14 protein-coding genes are annotated in these 14,932 nt (G+C 53.1%); 1 reads left to right on the top strand and 13 read right to left on the bottom strand.

The genetic code is table 11. The features are described 5' to 3' along the window. Nucleotides 1-279: 279 nt before the first annotated feature. Nucleotides 280-1,812 carry a SulP family inorganic anion transporter gene (locus Q0X64_RS02600; protein WP_297808678.1) on the top strand — a complete coding sequence of 511 codons (1,533 nt, stop codon included), beginning with the start codon at nucleotides 280-282 and terminating at the stop codon, nucleotides 1,810-1,812. Between the two features lie 467 nt (nucleotides 1,813-2,279). On the opposite strand, the gene Q0X64_RS02595 is transcribed toward Q0X64_RS02600, so the two are convergent. The 13 genes from Q0X64_RS02595 to lepA all read right to left on the bottom strand — a co-directional run bounded on the left by Q0X64_RS02595 (nucleotide 2,280) and on the right by lepA (nucleotide 14,804). Further along, a complete protein-coding gene (locus Q0X64_RS02595) occupies nucleotides 2,280-3,392 on the bottom strand; it encodes a DNA alkylation repair protein (protein ID WP_297808675.1) in 1,113 nt (370 codons plus the stop codon). Further along, on the bottom strand, nucleotides 3,392-4,726 hold the full coding sequence (gene rlmD / locus Q0X64_RS02590; protein WP_297808672.1) for a 23S rRNA (uracil(1939)-C(5))-methyltransferase RlmD: 1,335 nt from the start codon (nucleotides 4,724-4,726) through the stop codon (nucleotides 3,392-3,394). The genes Q0X64_RS02595 and rlmD overlap by 1 nt, the downstream gene beginning before the upstream one ends. Nucleotides 4,727-4,809: 83 nt before the next feature. Continuing rightward, nucleotides 4,810-5,418, bottom strand: coding sequence for a YdbL family protein (locus tag Q0X64_RS02585; protein ID WP_297808669.1), 609 nt, complete (start codon nucleotides 5,416-5,418; stop codon nucleotides 4,810-4,812). A gap of 12 nt (nucleotides 5,419-5,430) precedes the next feature. After that, a complete protein-coding gene (locus Q0X64_RS02580) occupies nucleotides 5,431-7,497 on the bottom strand; it encodes a hypothetical protein (protein WP_297808668.1) in 2,067 nt (688 codons plus the stop codon). Between the two features lie 10 nt (nucleotides 7,498-7,507). Continuing rightward, nucleotides 7,508-8,407 (bottom strand): cysteine synthase CysM, encoded by a 900-nt coding sequence (cysM, locus tag Q0X64_RS02575; RefSeq protein ID WP_297808665.1) that lies wholly within the window; start codon nucleotides 8,405-8,407, stop codon nucleotides 7,508-7,510. Then, complete coding sequence (gene acpS, locus Q0X64_RS02570) at nucleotides 8,407-8,787, bottom strand: holo-ACP synthase (protein ID WP_297808662.1); 381 nt, start codon at nucleotides 8,785-8,787, stop codon at nucleotides 8,407-8,409. The genes cysM and acpS overlap by 1 nt, the downstream gene beginning before the upstream one ends. Then, on the bottom strand, nucleotides 8,784-9,515 hold the full coding sequence (gene pdxJ, locus Q0X64_RS02565; RefSeq protein WP_297808660.1) for a pyridoxine 5'-phosphate synthase: 732 nt from the start codon (nucleotides 9,513-9,515) through the stop codon (nucleotides 8,784-8,786). The genes acpS and pdxJ overlap by 4 nt, the downstream gene beginning before the upstream one ends. Nucleotides 9,516-9,525: 10 nt before the next feature. Continuing rightward, nucleotides 9,526-10,236 (bottom strand): DNA repair protein RecO, encoded by a 711-nt coding sequence (gene recO, locus Q0X64_RS02560; RefSeq protein WP_297808657.1) that lies wholly within the window; start codon nucleotides 10,234-10,236, stop codon nucleotides 9,526-9,528. A gap of 12 nt (nucleotides 10,237-10,248) precedes the next feature. Then, complete coding sequence (gene era, locus Q0X64_RS02555) at nucleotides 10,249-11,154, bottom strand: GTPase Era (RefSeq protein WP_297808655.1); 906 nt, start codon at nucleotides 11,152-11,154, stop codon at nucleotides 10,249-10,251. Then, on the bottom strand, nucleotides 11,151-11,834 hold the full coding sequence (gene rnc, locus Q0X64_RS02550; protein ID WP_297808653.1) for a ribonuclease III: 684 nt from the start codon (nucleotides 11,832-11,834) through the stop codon (nucleotides 11,151-11,153). The genes era and rnc overlap by 4 nt, the downstream gene beginning before the upstream one ends. Further along, nucleotides 11,831-12,211 (bottom strand): DUF4845 domain-containing protein, encoded by a 381-nt coding sequence (locus tag Q0X64_RS02545; RefSeq protein ID WP_297808651.1) that lies wholly within the window; start codon nucleotides 12,209-12,211, stop codon nucleotides 11,831-11,833. Before Q0X64_RS02545 ends, rnc begins: the two co-directional genes overlap by 4 nt. Before the next feature lie 10 nt (nucleotides 12,212-12,221). Further along, nucleotides 12,222-12,992, bottom strand: coding sequence for a signal peptidase I (gene lepB, locus Q0X64_RS02540; protein WP_297808649.1), 771 nt, complete (start codon nucleotides 12,990-12,992; stop codon nucleotides 12,222-12,224). A gap of 15 nt (nucleotides 12,993-13,007) precedes the next feature. After that, complete coding sequence (gene lepA, locus Q0X64_RS02535; RefSeq protein WP_297808646.1) at nucleotides 13,008-14,804, bottom strand: translation elongation factor 4; 1,797 nt, start codon at nucleotides 14,802-14,804, stop codon at nucleotides 13,008-13,010. Nucleotides 14,805-14,932 lie beyond the last annotated feature (128 nt).

The following is a 14,932-nucleotide window of genomic DNA, read 5'->3' as shown; positions in this document are numbered from 1 at the left end:
TGTCTGAGAAAATAGTGAGAAGAGAAAATATAGAGAACTTTTCACCATTAAACAAGCGAATTTTCCAATCGCTGCTCACTTATCCCAAACACAAAAATAAGTCTTTGTTATTAAGGCACTATTTCTTATTCAGACTGGACTTGAAGCCGGCTTTCGTGGATAATCAGCGTCTTTTTACGGACGCTGGCGACTCCCTCGCGGCGGCCTGACTCCTCCTTCAAAACGCTAATCATATCGGCAGCTGCCACCGGCACCGCTGTCCCGTGAAAAAGGTATTGCATGTTCAATCTGTTATTGAAACGACCACAGAATATTAAAAACGATGTCTTGTCCGGCCTGACCGTGGCCCTGGCGCTGGTACCGGAAGCCGTGGCTTTTGCTTTTGTAGCCGGCGTTGAACCGTTGGTCGGGCTGTATGCCGCTTTTCTGGTGGGCCTGATCACAGCTGCTATCGGGGGGCGGCCAGGCATGATTTCCGGCGCTACCGGGGCTCTCGCCGTGGTCATGGTGGCTTTGGTCGCCCAGCATGGTGTGGAGTACCTGTTTGCGACCGTGGTGTTGATGGGGATATTGCAGATCCTCGCCGGGGTATTCCACCTGGGTAAGTTTATCCGCATGGTGCCGTTGCCGGTGATGCTGGGCTTTGTTAACGGCCTGGCCATGGTGATTTTTCTGGCACAGCTGGAGTCATTCAAGGTCACCGGCAGTAACGGTGAAGAACAGTGGTTGAGCGGTAGTGCGCTGTGGTGGATGCTGGGTCTGGTGGCATTGACCATGTTTATCAGTCACTTCCTGCCTAAGCTGACCAAGGCAATTCCATCGTCACTGGCGGCCATTATTGTCGTGACGCTGCTGGTCATCTTCCTGGGGCTGGACAGCCGCACGGTCGGTGATGTCGCATCCATTGCCGGTGGCTTCCCCGAATTCAGCATTCCCATGGTGCCGCTGAACTGGGAAACGCTGACTATTATCGCGCCTTATGCGTTTGTACTGGCGTTTATCGGCCTGATCGAGTCCTTGCTGACATTAACCCTGATTGATGAAATTACCGAAACTACCGGTCGTCCCAACAAGGAATGCGTGGGTCAGGGCGTCGCCAACACCGTGACCGGCTTTTTTGGCGGTATGGGTGGCTGCGCCATGATTGGTCAGAGCATGATCAATATCAACTCCGGTGGCCGCGGCCGTTTATCAGGCCTGTCAGCCGCCTTATTCCTGCTCTGTTTTATCCTGTTTGCCTCTCCGCTGATCGAGATCATTCCGATTGCAGCGCTGACCGGTGTCATGTTCATGGTCGTACTGGGTACCTTTGAATGGGCCAGCTTCCGCCTGCTGGGTCGTATTCCCCTGCCCGACACCATTATCGGCATTTCGGTAGCGGTGATCACCGTCTTTACCGATCTGGCCATTGCGGTGATGGTGGGTATCGTTTTGTCAGCCTTGGTATTTGCTTGGCAGCATGCCAAACACATCTACATCAACAGCTATCGTAATAAAGAAGGTTCGATTGTCCACGAGCTGAACGGCCCGTTGTTTTTCAGTTCAGTGCGCAATTTCAGTGAAATGTTCGACCCTAAAAATGATGAGGCTGACGATATTATTCTCGATTTCCAGAACTCTCGGGTTTACGACCATTCCGCGATCGAAGCCATCGACAGCCTGGCCGAACGTTATATCAAGGCAGGTAAAACGCTGCATCTGAGACACCTCAGTAAAGAGTGCAAAGAGTTGCTGGATAATGCTGCCGACCTGATCGAAGTCAATGTGATGGAAGATCCGCAATATCATGTGGCTGACGACAAGCTGGCGTAAATAATCAAGACCTGCTATCTTCTGCCGCCAGAATAAAAATAATTGTTTAACCTGTTAACTACGAGATAGAAACATGTTGAAAAAAATTGATGCACTGTTGGTGGAAAAATTTCCCCACATTATCCTCAGTTTTGTGGCTTTCTGGCTGGCACTGGTCGCTTTCGGCCTTTACAACGCCTGATTGAATCCACTGACACACTACATCAAAAAGCCAGTCACTTGACTGGCTTTTTTTATGGGCGTAATTTTTTAATTAACAACAACAAATTGATCCAAATCAATGCTCACCACCGGGACAAGCTCGATAATCAACACAGCTTTGTTGCTTATCGTTCAATCACCAAACAGGAGGTGCATGATGGATAAATTGGAAGAACTCTTCAGCGAACACTTTGCTGAAATCATCTGTGTTTTATCAGTCGCGTTTATTCTGCTGGTCGTCTACGGCATGGTCATGTCGTAAGCGTTCAGGCTAGCTCAAGAAAAAACGCCGCTTTGGCCACTACCCGGCCGTTGATCAGACATTCAATTTGGTGACGGCCGGGGTAATATTGCCGTGTTGCCAGCGGCATAAAGGCATGACTTTTCTGTATGGTCAGTGTCTGTCCGCCCTGCGTGTCAATATTTTTCCACTTGAATACTTTCCAGCCCGGTTTGCCGTTGGCGCGGACAAAACCGATGCGGTAGTCCAGCACCAGGCGGGCTTGGTCTTGAGTCTCAATCGCCATCGTCAGGCTCAGCTTCTCACCGACTTTTATCACTGAATCAGCAAGGCGAAAATCCGCCTTTTTCAGTATCGGCTGCTCGGTGAACCCCAATAAGGCATACACCTCAGGATGACCGCTTTTGACCAGCGTTCTGAGACCGTGGCGCATCACCCAGTCGGTTTTTTCATCACTGCCCTGTTGCCACTGGCGGCAGATTGTCAGTACCGCCTGCGGATGATCTTTACTGATATCGTTCAGATTATTGGCCACTGAATGCCTTACATAGAGGCTGGGGTCAGCCTTCAATGGCTCCACAATCGGCCAGATGGCTGCAGGGTCATCACGCAACGTCTTAATCTGCCGGGCCCAGGGCAAACGCGGACGTATGCCCTCTGTTGCCAATCGCCGCACATGCTCACTGTCATGTTGCGTCCAGTGCAGTAATTGCTGATGGGTGAGGGCGAAGTGCCTGTCGAGAAAGGGCCGAATGGCGAACTCGGCGGTAAACAGCGACGTCATCTTTTCCAGTAAGTCAAAGGAACGCTGGGGATAGTCCAGTCCGTAAACACTGACATAATCAATCAAAGGCCAGGCGGTAAAACTGCTCCAGTTGCGCTCGGGATCACAGGGCCAGTCGCTGGCCACCCGATCCAGAATTCGCGCCGTTTCACAAAAGCCGGCAGGCAGAAACACTGCCAGTGTATTGATGATATGGCTCACCCTGGCCTTGAGTTCCAGTGACTCTAACTGATGACAGGCCTGATTGATAAACCCCTGCTGTTCAAAGACCGGCCAGGCTGTTTGCAGCCGCGCTGCCAGTTGCCTGACCGCAGCCGGTCCCAGCTGATCCTTAAGTAAAGGGTTATCAGCCATCAGCGCTGTTTAGTGAATACCGCAATCGATTCGACATGGGTGGTATGCGGGAACATATCCATAATACCGGCCGCTTCCATGGTGTAGCCGTGCTGATTGACCAGTTCGCCGGCATCCCGCGCCAGCGTTGCCGGATTACAGGACACATAAACCAGTCTCTCCGCACCCAGTTCGGCAAGCTGGTGCAAGACTTCAAAAGCGCCACTGCGAGGCGGATCCAGCAGAATTTTGTTAAAGCCTTTTTGCGCCCAGGGGTAGTCCTTGAGTTCAGTCTGGGTCAGGTCGGCCTGCTCAAATTCGGCATTGTTGAGCTGGTTCAGTGCGGCATTATTATTGGCATGTCTGACCAGTGCCTGGTCGCCTTCAACCCCGACTACTTCGGCTACCCGCCTTGCCAGCGGCAAAGTGAAATTACCCAGCCCGCAGAACAGATCCAGAATGCGGTCTTCAGGCTGAACATCGAGTAGCGCCAGCGCCCGCTGAATCATTTTTTCATTAATCCCGGCATTCACCTGGGTAAAGTCACTGGGATCAAAATTCAGCGTCAGTCCATCTTCCGGTGCATAAGACAGCTGTGGTCGTTGCGGCCATAATGGTGACACCGTATCGGGACCGCCGGGCTGCTGATACATCCACAGATTATGTTGCTGACCATAGTCAATCAGCTGTTGTTTATCGGCATCGGACAAAGGATCGAGGTTACGAAACACCAGTGCCACGTGCTCATCATCCATCGCCACCTCGATCTGGGCGATGCGGTTATAGGCATCGAGCCCGGCAATCATCTCGCCCAGTTCTCCCAGCCGCATACCAACCCGCGGATCCAGCACCTCACACTGATTGAGCAAAGCGATAAAGGGTGAGGCTTTTTCGCGAAAGCCTACCAGCACCTGCTCTTTTTTAGTGACATACTTCACGCCCAGCCGCGCTTTACGCCGATAGCCCCACAATGGCCCGGTCAGAGGCGGCAGCCAGGTTTGTGGTGTCAGGCTGCCAAAATGCGTGAAATGCTCTGCCAGTGTAGCCTGCTTATGGGCAAGCTGGGCCTCTGGCGCCATATGCATCAGGCTGCAGCCACCGCAGACGCCAAAGTGCTGACATTTAGGATCGACCCGGTCTGCGGCAGATTGATGGACTTGCGTAGTGCGACCTTCATCATAGCTTTTATGCAGGCGCGAGTACTGGAAGGAAACCTCTTCACCGGCCAGCGCGCCGTCAACAAAGACGGTTTTGCCGTCAATCCGGGCAATGCCCCGGCCATCGTGAGATAAAGATTCGATTGTTGCTCTCACCGGTTCCGGTGGCAGCTTCTGTCTGCGCCTGCGTCTTGCCATGTTGTGCTCTTAAACTCTGAAACGAAAAAGTCCAGTGACGCAAAAGCGCCACTGGACTTCAATATTATAAATGAAAGACGGGCTTATTTTTGTTTCCAGCTGCCGCCCTGCTGATACCACCAGCCCTTGGCCGCGTTGCTGATCCAGCGTTTGGCAAAGGTATCACGGATATCATTTTCCCATTCGGGATGACCATTGGCGCGGGCGATTTCGGCATAAAGCGCTTTACGATCCTTGTTTTCCTCCGCCACCAGTCCATTCACCTTGTTGCGGTCTTTCAGGCCAATCGCCTTGGCATCACGCACGGTAATCAGACCGTCATCAGTCAGCCCCACCGCGCCACTGTTATAGAAGGCTTCAAGCTGGTTATGACGTGACTTCATGGCCGATTTCAGTGCATTAATGGCCGGCGAGTTGATATTAATGTTGGCCTCGGCGGCTGCAGCCTGTGGCACCAGCCAGTCCAGCACCTGCAGCGCCAGACCTGAAGCTGACGGTGAGGCGGAAGACTCCTGTGGCTCGGGCGTGGCTTCAGGGTCTGATTGTGGCTGTGTTTCCGGCCCCCAGACATCCTCGATAATCCGGTCGGCGGCTTTTTCCGCGGCCGCTGCCGGGAAATAAATATTAATCGTCACGCAGGACACCAGCATCAACCCTGATACCGAACCTGTCAGCCATTTTAATAACTTCATTGTTGTCTCCTTTTATTCAATCACCGGCCCTGAACTGTCACGCACCGCCAATAACCTGGCAATCAGATCCGCCCAGTCAACGCGTTGAGTATAGCCGATTACATTGATCCAGGGCGGCAGACCACCTCCTCCTTTGACAATATAATAGCCCTGTTCTGCTTCGCCAACGCCGGACATCAGACACATCTCATTTTGCAGACGGCAGGCAAGGCCCAGTTTCTGGTAGGAAAAGTCCTCAAAAAAACCCAGAAAACTGCGTGACAGCATACCGCTGGCACCACCGCCAATTTCAGTCAGGTTATCGACAGCTCTCTGACTGATGCGTCTTTTACCCGGATTGTCCTCAGGCGTCTGCAGGCGGGCATCAAACTGCACCGGCCGCCAATTGGATAATCGCAGCCCATGCACATAGCCCTCAAGGCGGCCGCTGATCAAGCCAAAATCAAAAGTCCGGGTTAACAGCCCCAGATCCAGGTCGCTGATATCAATATTGGCATAAAGCTGTGGCAATCTACCCAGCGGTGAGGTCAAACGCAGATCACGAATCACCGTGGTGCCATCAAAGATCTTCATCTGCAAAGCCCCATCGATGGTCAGCTGTTGACCGCTGTAACTGACCCTGGGAATGATGCCCGACAGTTTGCCGTGTAATGGCGGCCACTCCAGCGCCGCACTGAGGCTCTCCATTGAAATCGGCGTCAGCAGACCATCAAACTGCCAGTCGACATGCCCATCCGCTTTTCGCTGCAGCTCAAAGGCATTGACCTGCAGCGAACCGTCCAGCACCGGCAGGTCCAGGCCCTCAGTCAATGTCAGACCGTTATTGCGACTCTCAGCAGCAATGCCCGCCGCCCCCAGATCCAACGCATAAAGTTTTGCCCGGGACCAGTTCAGCTTGCTGGACATGGCATTGTCGGTGTTAGTCCAGGCCAATTTGCCATTGAGGTTTTGCAGGCTGAACTTCTCTGTCTCGTCTTTAAGCGACAGCTCATCCACCGCCAGTTGTAACTGGTAATCACCCTGCTGCCAGTCAATGTTCACTGCAGCCTGCCCCTCAAGCTGCATTTTTGCGGCCGCCGTGCCCAGGGCAAAGGGTTGCAGCCAGACCGGGTAAAGCTTGCTTAAATCAATCGCTTCGCTTGCCAGTTTGAAGTCGGTCAAGCCGCCCTGCTGCCAGTTCAGACTCAGATTGCCCGATAACACCGACTGCTGATCAAACTGCAGCTCAACCACTCTCAGTGCATCAAAGTCGGCTGAGATCTCGCCTTTGCCTGACAGCGACACAGGATGCTGCATTAAATCCAGAAATATCGGCTCGCTGTAAGCCTGACCGCTATCGCTTTTGAGATTGGCCTGCCATTGCCATTGGTTTTGCTTCATGCGGGCATCAAGCTGTCCTGTTACGGACAGATCTTCAGCAATTTGGGTGGCGCTCTGGTTGCTGAAGCTGAGCGCATCCAGTTGCCAGTCCAAAGTCAGCTCAGCGAGCTGCGAAGCTCTGCCAGAGACGTTGGCATTCAACGACACCTTGCCCTGGTAGTCCCATTCAGCCAGTAAGGCACGCTGTGATTCACTCAGGAAAAGAGGCAGCCATTGATTCAATGCTGCCAAAACAGTGTCACGAGCTGTTAAGTCGACGGTCCAGGCCTCTGCCTGATAGTCAGCTTTAAGTTGCATCTGCCCCTGTGCGAGCTTGAGTCCGGTAAGCTCAAGTTGATATTGCTGCCTGTCAGCATTGGCCTGACCGGCAAAGCCAAGTTGCTGCGGCCCCAGCCGGGGATGCGTAAACTGTAGTTGGCCTTTGTCACATTGCCAGGTCGCGGCTGCCAGGCGTAGTTCATCGCAGTGAAGATGAACCTGTTCCAGTTGGCCCCAGGGGGCGGGCAAATCTAATTGCCGGGCAGTGGCATCCAGTTGCAAGCCAGATGCTGTCAGACTGACGCCCAGTTCAAACTGGCCAGCGGCAAAGCCCTGATAGAGCCAGTTGTCTGACTGAATGTGAATTTTGTCTATGGCCTGGGCGGGTGTCAGCCACAGCAGTATCAGACAAACCAGGGCGCCCGTGGCTATCCTTGCCATAGTCGGGCCCTCAGGCTGGGAAAACCCCGGTCGACAGGTAACGATCACCGCGATCACAGACGATGCTGACGATCACCGCATTTTCTACCTGCTGTGACAGGCGTAATGCCGCGGCCAACGCACCACCTGAGGAAACGCCGGCAAAAATGCCTTCACGGCTAGCCAGAAGACGCATGGTTTCTTCGGCTTCCTTCTGGGTGACATCCAGAGTCATATCCACCCGCTGTGGCTCGAAAATCGATGGCAGATAAGCCTCCGGCCAGCGGCGGATACCCGGAATACTGGCGCCCTCAGTTGGCTGCACACCGACAATCTGCACATCCGGGTTTTGCTCTTTGAGATAGCGCGACACCCCCATGATGGTGCCGGTGGTGCCCATTGAACTGACAAAGTGGGTGATGTGTCCGTCCGTGTCCCGCCAGATTTCAGGGCCGGTGCCTTCATAATGGGCCAGCGGATTATCAAAGTTGGCAAACTGGTTTAATACTTTGCCTTTGCCCTGCTGTTGCATCTCCAGTGCCCGGTCACGTGCCGACTCCATGCCATCAGTCAGAATAATTTCGGCGCCATAGGCACGCATGGTGGCTCGGCGTTCAGCACTGCTGTTTTCCGGCATGATCAGAATCATCCGGTAACCGAGAATCGCCGCCACCATCGCCAGCGCAATGCCGGTATTACCACTGGTCGCCTCAATCAGCGTATCGCCGGCTTTGATATCGCCACGTTGCTGGGCTTTGCGGATCATGCTCGCTACCGGTCTGTCTTTCACTGAACCCGCCGGATTATCACCTTCCAGCTTGACCAGAATGGTATTGCTGGTTTCCCCCGGCAGCCGCTGCAGCCGCACCAGCGGTGTATTACCGATGCAGTTTTCGATAGTGGGATAGGCTTTAACGGCGTCAGGCTTCATCAGGCAGATTCCAATATCACGTAGGCACTGGCATAGTCCTGATCATCGCTGAGACTGAGCAGGCAGCGGTCGATATTCAGTGTCTCTAATAAATTCTGACCGACCGCTTCAAAGCTTAATTCCGGCTTACCCAGCTGATTGTTTTTGACCACGATATGGCGCAGGCTCAGCCCGTCACGGAAACCGGTGCCCAAAGCCTTGGCAGCCGCTTCCTTGGCGGCAAAGCGCTTGGCCAGAAATGCTGCCGGTTTGATTTGCAGCTTAAACTCGGCAAACTCGCCTTCACTCAGGATCCGCTCTGCAATACGATCACCATGCTTATCCAGCAGGCTTTGCATGCGCGGGATATGAACCAAATCAGTGCCGATACCAAAAATCATCCGCGACGGGCTTCCTGCATCAGCTGTTTCATGTCTTTCACCGCCGCCTGGAAACCACTGAATACCGAGCGCGCGACAATAGCATGGCCGATATTCAGCTCTACCAACTGCGGGATGGCAGCGATAGCCTGGGTGTTGTGATAATGCAGGCCGTGGCCGGCATTCACCTGCAAACCGCGGGCATGCGCCTGTTCGGCGGCTTCGGTAATGATCGCCAGCTCACGCGCTGCCTGTTCGTCGGTTTCGGCATCGGCATAGCGCCCGGTATGCAATTCCACCACCGGTGCGCCGCAAGCCAGCGCGGCTTCTATCTGGCTGATTTCCGGGTCAATAAACAATGAAACCCGGACATTGGCCGCCGCCAGTCGCTGACAGGCCTGTTTGATTTTATCTAGTTGACCAGCCACTTCCAACCCGCCTTCGGTGGTCAGTTCCTCGCGCTTTTCCGGCACCAGGCAGGCATCGGCAGGCCGGTATTTTTCCGCCATCGTCAGCATTTCCTCGGTGACTGCCATTTCCAGGTTCATCTTGGTTTGCAGAATATCGGCCAGCATCGCCACATCACGTTCCTGGATATGACGACGATCTTCACGCAGATGCAAGGTGATGCTGTCAGCCCCGGCCTGTTCGGCTTCGATCGCGGCCTGGATCGGGTCCGGATAACGTGTACCGCGCGCCTGTCTCAAAGTGGCGATATGGTCGATATTAACACCAAGGTAAATGGACATGAGTCTCCCGTTAACTTTTTGGTTTGTACTGGTTAAGACCGGCAAACAATTGACGGCTGTGCAAAGGCCGGCCCCCCAGATAATAATTTATCACTGTCCGCATCAGGGTTTTAATCTGCTTCAGACTCTGTTCATCAAAGCCCTGCTCTTCACGGAGGTGGCGCAGGCTACGGCCGGAAATGGTCATCGTCGCCTCAGCATCCGCCTGGTATGGGCCGCTGTCAGGCTGATAACGATAATTCAGCGCATCATTCAGCGGCTGACCGCTGCCGGCATCCACATCCAGTTGCAGGCCATAGCCCAGTTGCGCCAGCAGTTGTTTTTCAAACAAGCGCAATATCAGTTGCGGATCATCCTGGCCCTGCAGCGCCCGCAGTGTCTGGCGATAGCTATCAAACAGTTCCGGTTCTGCTTCATGCAAAGGCAGCAGTTTAACCAGCAGTTCATTCAGATACAGACCACAGAGACTGGCATTGCCCAGCAGCCGATAGCCGGCTTCAGCGGCTTCCACCTGCTGCAGCGTGACCAGTTCACCATAGCCAAACCAATTCAGCCACAATGGCTGAAACGGCTGCATCACCGACTGTTTACGTTTTTTCGATTGACGCTGGCCACGGGCTACGAGGCTGACCCGACCATAATCACGACTCAGTACATCCACCAGCAGACTGGTTTCGCGATAAGGCCGGTGGTGTAAAACAAAAGCGGCGGTCAGTTCCACAGCAGTTGACTATCAGAGATCGTCTTTGTAACCGAGGTTTTTGAGCATGCGTTCATTATCCGACCAGCCTTCGCGAACCTTAACCCAGACTTGTAGAAAGACCTTGCAACCGAATAACTGTTCCATCTCTTCGCGGGCATCCTGGCCGATGCGTTTGAGTTGTTCGCCTTTTTTGCCAATGACGATGGACTTCTGACCACTACGCTCGACATAGACCACGGCACTGATACGGAACATGCCGTCTTCTTCCTCAAACAGCTCTACTTCAACGGTAATGGAATAAGGTAGCTCCTTACCCAAGTAGCGGAACAGTTTTTCGCGCACGATTTCAGCAGCAAGAAAGCGCGAGCTGCGGTCAGTGAGTTGATCTTCATCAAAAATCATCTCGCCTGTCGGCATCAGCTTGGCGATTTCCTGCTCCAGTACATCGGTATTCATGCCTTTACGTGCCGAGATCGGCACTACGGCAGCAAACTCGTACTGCGATGACAATTCCTGGATCTGCGGTAGTAAGGCGCCCTTGTCACTAAGTTTGTCGGCTTTGTTGAGCACCAGGATCACCGGCGCTCTGGCGTCTTCCTGCAAGCGCTTTAGGACTTTTTTGTCCTCATCAGTCCACTTCAGCCCTTCCACCACAAACAGAATGACATCGACATCTTCTATCGACGAGGAGGCCGCGCGGTTCATGTAGCGGTTCATCGCCTTTTTGTTATCGCTGTGCAGCCCCGGCGTATCGACGTAAATAAACTGGCCCTGCTCCGTGGTTTTGATACCGAGAATCCGGTGGCGGGTGGTTTGTGGTCGCCGCGAGGTGATGCACAGCTTCTGCCCCAGAACGCGGTTGATCAGCGTCGATTTGCCGACATTGGGACGGCCGATGATGGCGACATAGCCGGAGCGGAATGCAGTTTCGTTCATAAGGTTTCTTCAATCATGGTCAAGGCACGCTCGGCAGCTTTCTTTTCAGCTTTACGGTGGCTGCTGCCCTGCGCCAGCACGACTTTATTCAGCAGAGAAACCTGGCAGGAGGCCTCAAAAACCGGCTGTTTTTTATCGGTTTTGATTTCCTTGACGCTGTAAATCGGCAAGGGCTGTTTGCGACTTTGCAGCAGTTCCTGCAGGCGGGTTTTGGGGTCTTTGACCGTCTCGGTCACATCAATGCTATCGAGCCTTTCCAGAAACAGGCGAAGGATCAGCGCTTTGACCGGCTCCAGCCCTTGGTCCAGGTACAGACTGCCAATAATGGCTTCCACCGCATCGGCCAGGATTGATTCACGGCGAAAGCCGCCGCTTTTCAGTTCACCCGGCCCCAGGATCAGCACTTCACCGATTTTCAGCTCGCGGGCAATTTCGGCCAGCGTTTCCCCTTTCACCAGGGAAGCACGCAAACGACTCAGCTTGCCTTCCTTGACCTGGGGAAAGCGGTTGAACAGTTCCTCGGCAATCACAAAGCTGAGAATGGCATCACCCAGGTATTCCAGACGTTCGTTATTTTTGGGATCGGCGCTGCGATGGGTTAATGCCTGCTGTAACAGGCCGGTGTCGATAAAGGTAATGTCTAACTGCTTGCACAGGGCTTTTTGCCGCTGAGTGATCATCTTGTCTGTGGCTCTGTATCTATTTCTTTTCTGAAGCTACCAACCAAGTCAATATGCGCCATAAACGGCTTTCTGACTTCGTAATCAATAATGATTTTGGTGATATAAGCTGAGTTTTTACCACGCAGAATCTCGATATCATCCTTTTCAACACTGCTGATGTAACCGATGTTGAAGCGTCTCATCAGCAGCTTTTCTACTTCACCTTTGCTCAGGTTGTTGTTTCTGAGTTCGATTTCCATGTCATTCATGATCTGCAACACGCCGTAATACTCCTGGTACATCGGCACCAGTCGCATTGCCAGCGTGGCAAAAAAGCCAATCAGGGCGAGCACAATCACCCAGCCAATCAAAGTCATTCCGCGTTGATTTTTCATGATTATCCCCTTAATCAATAGACTGGCCGATACGGTTCCAGATAATACCACCGTTATCCCAGTCCCAACTCATCCAGATCAGAAACGCTTTACCCACCAGATTGTCATCAGGTACCGTGCCCCAGTAACGGCTGTCGTTACTGTTGTCGCGGTTATCACCCATCATAAAATAATGGCCTTCCGGCACTACCATTTCGCCTTCCAGCGGCCGTTTGTCGGTATCTACCCAAATCATATGGCCGTTTTCGCCCATATGTTCGAAGCGCTGTTCGGTGTAAGCCGGCAGGATCATATCTTCAGGCTCAAACTTTTCCTGACCGACCGGCTCACCATTAATATAGATCGTTTTGTTGAAATAGCCTATCCGGTCACCCGGCAGGCCTACCACGCGCTTGATGTAATCCACATCCGGCTTGTCTTTGTCTTCCGCTTTTTTGGGGAAACGGAACACAGCGACATCACCGCGCTCAGGCTCACCGGTGTTGAACAGCTTGGTATGCAATACCGGCAAACGCACACCGTAGGAGAATTTGTTGACCAGAATGAAGTCACCGATGTGCAGCGTGGGCACCATTGATGATGACGGAATGCGAAACGGCTCGGCAATAAAAGAACGGATCACCAGCACCAGCAGAATGATGGGGAAAAAGGAGCGGGCGTACTCGACCACCACCGGCTCATCTTCATCCTTGTTCCTTTTCGGGTACCAGAAAAGCCTGTCGATCAGCCATATCAGGCCGGTCACGGCCACCAGTAACACCATTAACGCCGGAAAAGTCACCTAGTTTCGCTCCTTCTATGAATTCTTGGACAGCTGTAATACTGCCAGGAAGGCTTCCTGGGGCACATCCACCTTGCCCACGGATTTCATCCGTTTTTTACCCGCCTTTTGTTTCTCAAGCAACTTGCGCTTACGCGACACGTCACCGCCGTAACATTTCGCCAGCACGTTTTTACGCATCGCCTTAACCGTGGAACGGGCAATAATATGGCCGCCAATCGCTGCCTGAATCGCCACATCAAACATCTGCCGTGGAATCAACTCTTTCATCTTTTCCACCAGCAGACGGCCACGGCTGACACTGCTCTCTTTATGCACGATCAGCGACAGCGCATCGACCCGTTCACCATTGATCAGAATATCGAGTTTGACCAGATCAGCGGGCTGGAAACGCACAAAGTGATAATCCAGCGAGGCATAACCGCGGCTGACTGACTTGATGCGGTCGAAGAAATCAATGACCACTTCATTCATCGGCAGTTCATAAGTCAGAGAAACCTGCTTACCCATGTACTGCATGGTTTTCTGTACACCACGCTTTTCCGCACACAGGGTAATCACTGCACCCAGGTGTTCCTGCGGCACCAGAATATCGGCCACCACAATGGGTTCGCGGATTTCATCGATACTGCCGACATCAGGCAGAGAGGCTGGGTTTTCGACCTTGATCAGTTCGCCGCTGCGCTTGACCACTTCAAAAACCACCGTGGGTGCGGTCGTGATCAAATCCAGATCATATTCCCGCTCCAGTCGTTCCTGGATGATTTCCATATGCAAGAGGCCCAGGAAACCACAGCGGAAACCAAAGCCCAGCGCCTGTGAGGTTTCCGGCTCATAAAACAGCGAGGCGTCATTCAGACGCAGTTTGGCCAGTGCCTCACGGAAGTTTTCGTAATCATCACTGCTGACCGGGAAAATACCGGCATAAACCTGCGGTGTGATCTCCTTAAAGCCAGGCAGCATGGTGTCGGCGCCATGATGAGCGAGGGTCAATGTATCGCCGACCGGCGCGCCATCAATGTTCTTGACCCCAGAAATCACGTAACCGACATCACCGCAGTCCAGTGTTTTACAGGGGGCGCGTTTGGGCGTAAAGGTGCCGACTTCATCAACCTGATATTCCTGGCCGGTCGACATCACCTTGATTTTATCCTTGGTGCTCAGCGAGCCATCAACAATACGCACCAGCGAGATAACACCGACATAGCTGTCGAACCAGGAGTCGATAATCAGCGCTTTCAAAGGCGCATCGGGATTACCACTGGGGGCGGGCACTTTGGCGACCAGTTCTTCCAAAACATCCTCGATACCGAGACCAGTTTTGGCGCTACAGCGCACCGCTTCCATCGCATCAACGCCGATAATATCCTCAACTTCCTGTGCCACTCGGTCAGGATCAGCCGAAGGCAGGTCGATTTTATTCAGTACCGGCAGTACTTCCAGCCCCAGATCAATGGCCGTGTAGCAGTTGGCCACACTCTGTGCTTCCACGCCCTGGGCGGCATCCACCACCAGCAAGGCACCTTCACAGGCTGCCAGAGAGCGCGAGACTTCATAAGAGAAGTCAACGTGGCCGGGCGTGTCGATAAAGTTAAGCAGATAGGTTTCACCGTTGCGGGCTTTGTATTCCAGCGACACGGTCTGTGCCTTGATGGTAATCCCCCGCTCCCGCTCAAGATCCATCGAATCCAGCACTTGTTGTTGCATTTCACGGTCGCTCAGACCGCCGCATACCTGGATAAAACGGTCGGCGATGGTGGACTTGCCGTGGTCGATATGCGCGATGATAGAAAAGTTACGTATATTATTCATTCAGTTACATTTTTTATGGTGATTAGCAACGCAGGGCGCTGACCGGTGCGTCCGGTTTCTGGAAGCAATTGGTATCGGCAGCGAAGCACAGATTGGCTATCACGTCGCAGCTTCAGCAAATGAGCAGG

The sequence above is a fragment of the uncultured Methylophaga sp. genome (assembly GCF_947259025.1).
Lineage (GTDB): Bacteria > Pseudomonadota > Gammaproteobacteria > Nitrosococcales > Methylophagaceae > Methylophaga.
Note: the sequence above shows the minus strand (reverse complement) of the source record. Positions and strands in the feature narration are given on the sequence as shown.

What these genes read in the sequence shown, in the direction of transcription:
- Q0X64_RS02600 (WP_297808678.1), top strand. Translation starts at nt 280, where the DNA reads ATGTTCAATCTGTTATTGAAACGACCACAGAATATTAAAAACGATGTC.
- Q0X64_RS02595 (WP_297808675.1), bottom strand. Translation starts at nt 3,392, where the DNA reads ATGGCTGATAACCCTTTACTTAAGGATCAGCTGGGACCGGCTGCGGTC.
- rlmD (WP_297808672.1), bottom strand. Translation starts at nt 4,726, where the DNA reads ATGGCAAGACGCAGGCGCAGACAGAAGCTGCCACCGGAACCGGTGAGA.
- Q0X64_RS02585 (WP_297808669.1), bottom strand. Translation starts at nt 5,418, where the DNA reads ATGAAGTTATTAAAATGGCTGACAGGTTCGGTATCAGGGTTGATGCTG.
- Q0X64_RS02580 (WP_297808668.1), bottom strand. Translation starts at nt 7,497, where the DNA reads ATGGCAAGGATAGCCACGGGCGCCCTGGTTTGTCTGATACTGCTGTGG.
- cysM (WP_297808665.1), bottom strand. Translation starts at nt 8,407, where the DNA reads ATGAAGCCTGACGCCGTTAAAGCCTATCCCACTATCGAAAACTGCATC.
- acpS (WP_297808662.1), bottom strand. Translation starts at nt 8,787, where the DNA reads ATGATTTTTGGTATCGGCACTGATTTGGTTCATATCCCGCGCATGCAA.
- pdxJ (WP_297808660.1), bottom strand. Translation starts at nt 9,515, where the DNA reads ATGTCCATTTACCTTGGTGTTAATATCGACCATATCGCCACTTTGAGA.
- era (WP_297808655.1), bottom strand. Translation starts at nt 11,154, where the DNA reads ATGAACGAAACTGCATTCCGCTCCGGCTATGTCGCCATCATCGGCCGT.
- rnc (WP_297808653.1), bottom strand. Translation starts at nt 11,834, where the DNA reads ATGATCACTCAGCGGCAAAAAGCCCTGTGCAAGCAGTTAGACATTACC.
- Q0X64_RS02545 (WP_297808651.1), bottom strand. Translation starts at nt 12,211, where the DNA reads ATGAAAAATCAACGCGGAATGACTTTGATTGGCTGGGTGATTGTGCTC.
- lepA (WP_297808646.1), bottom strand. Translation starts at nt 14,804, where the DNA reads ATGAATAATATACGTAACTTTTCTATCATCGCGCATATCGACCACGGC.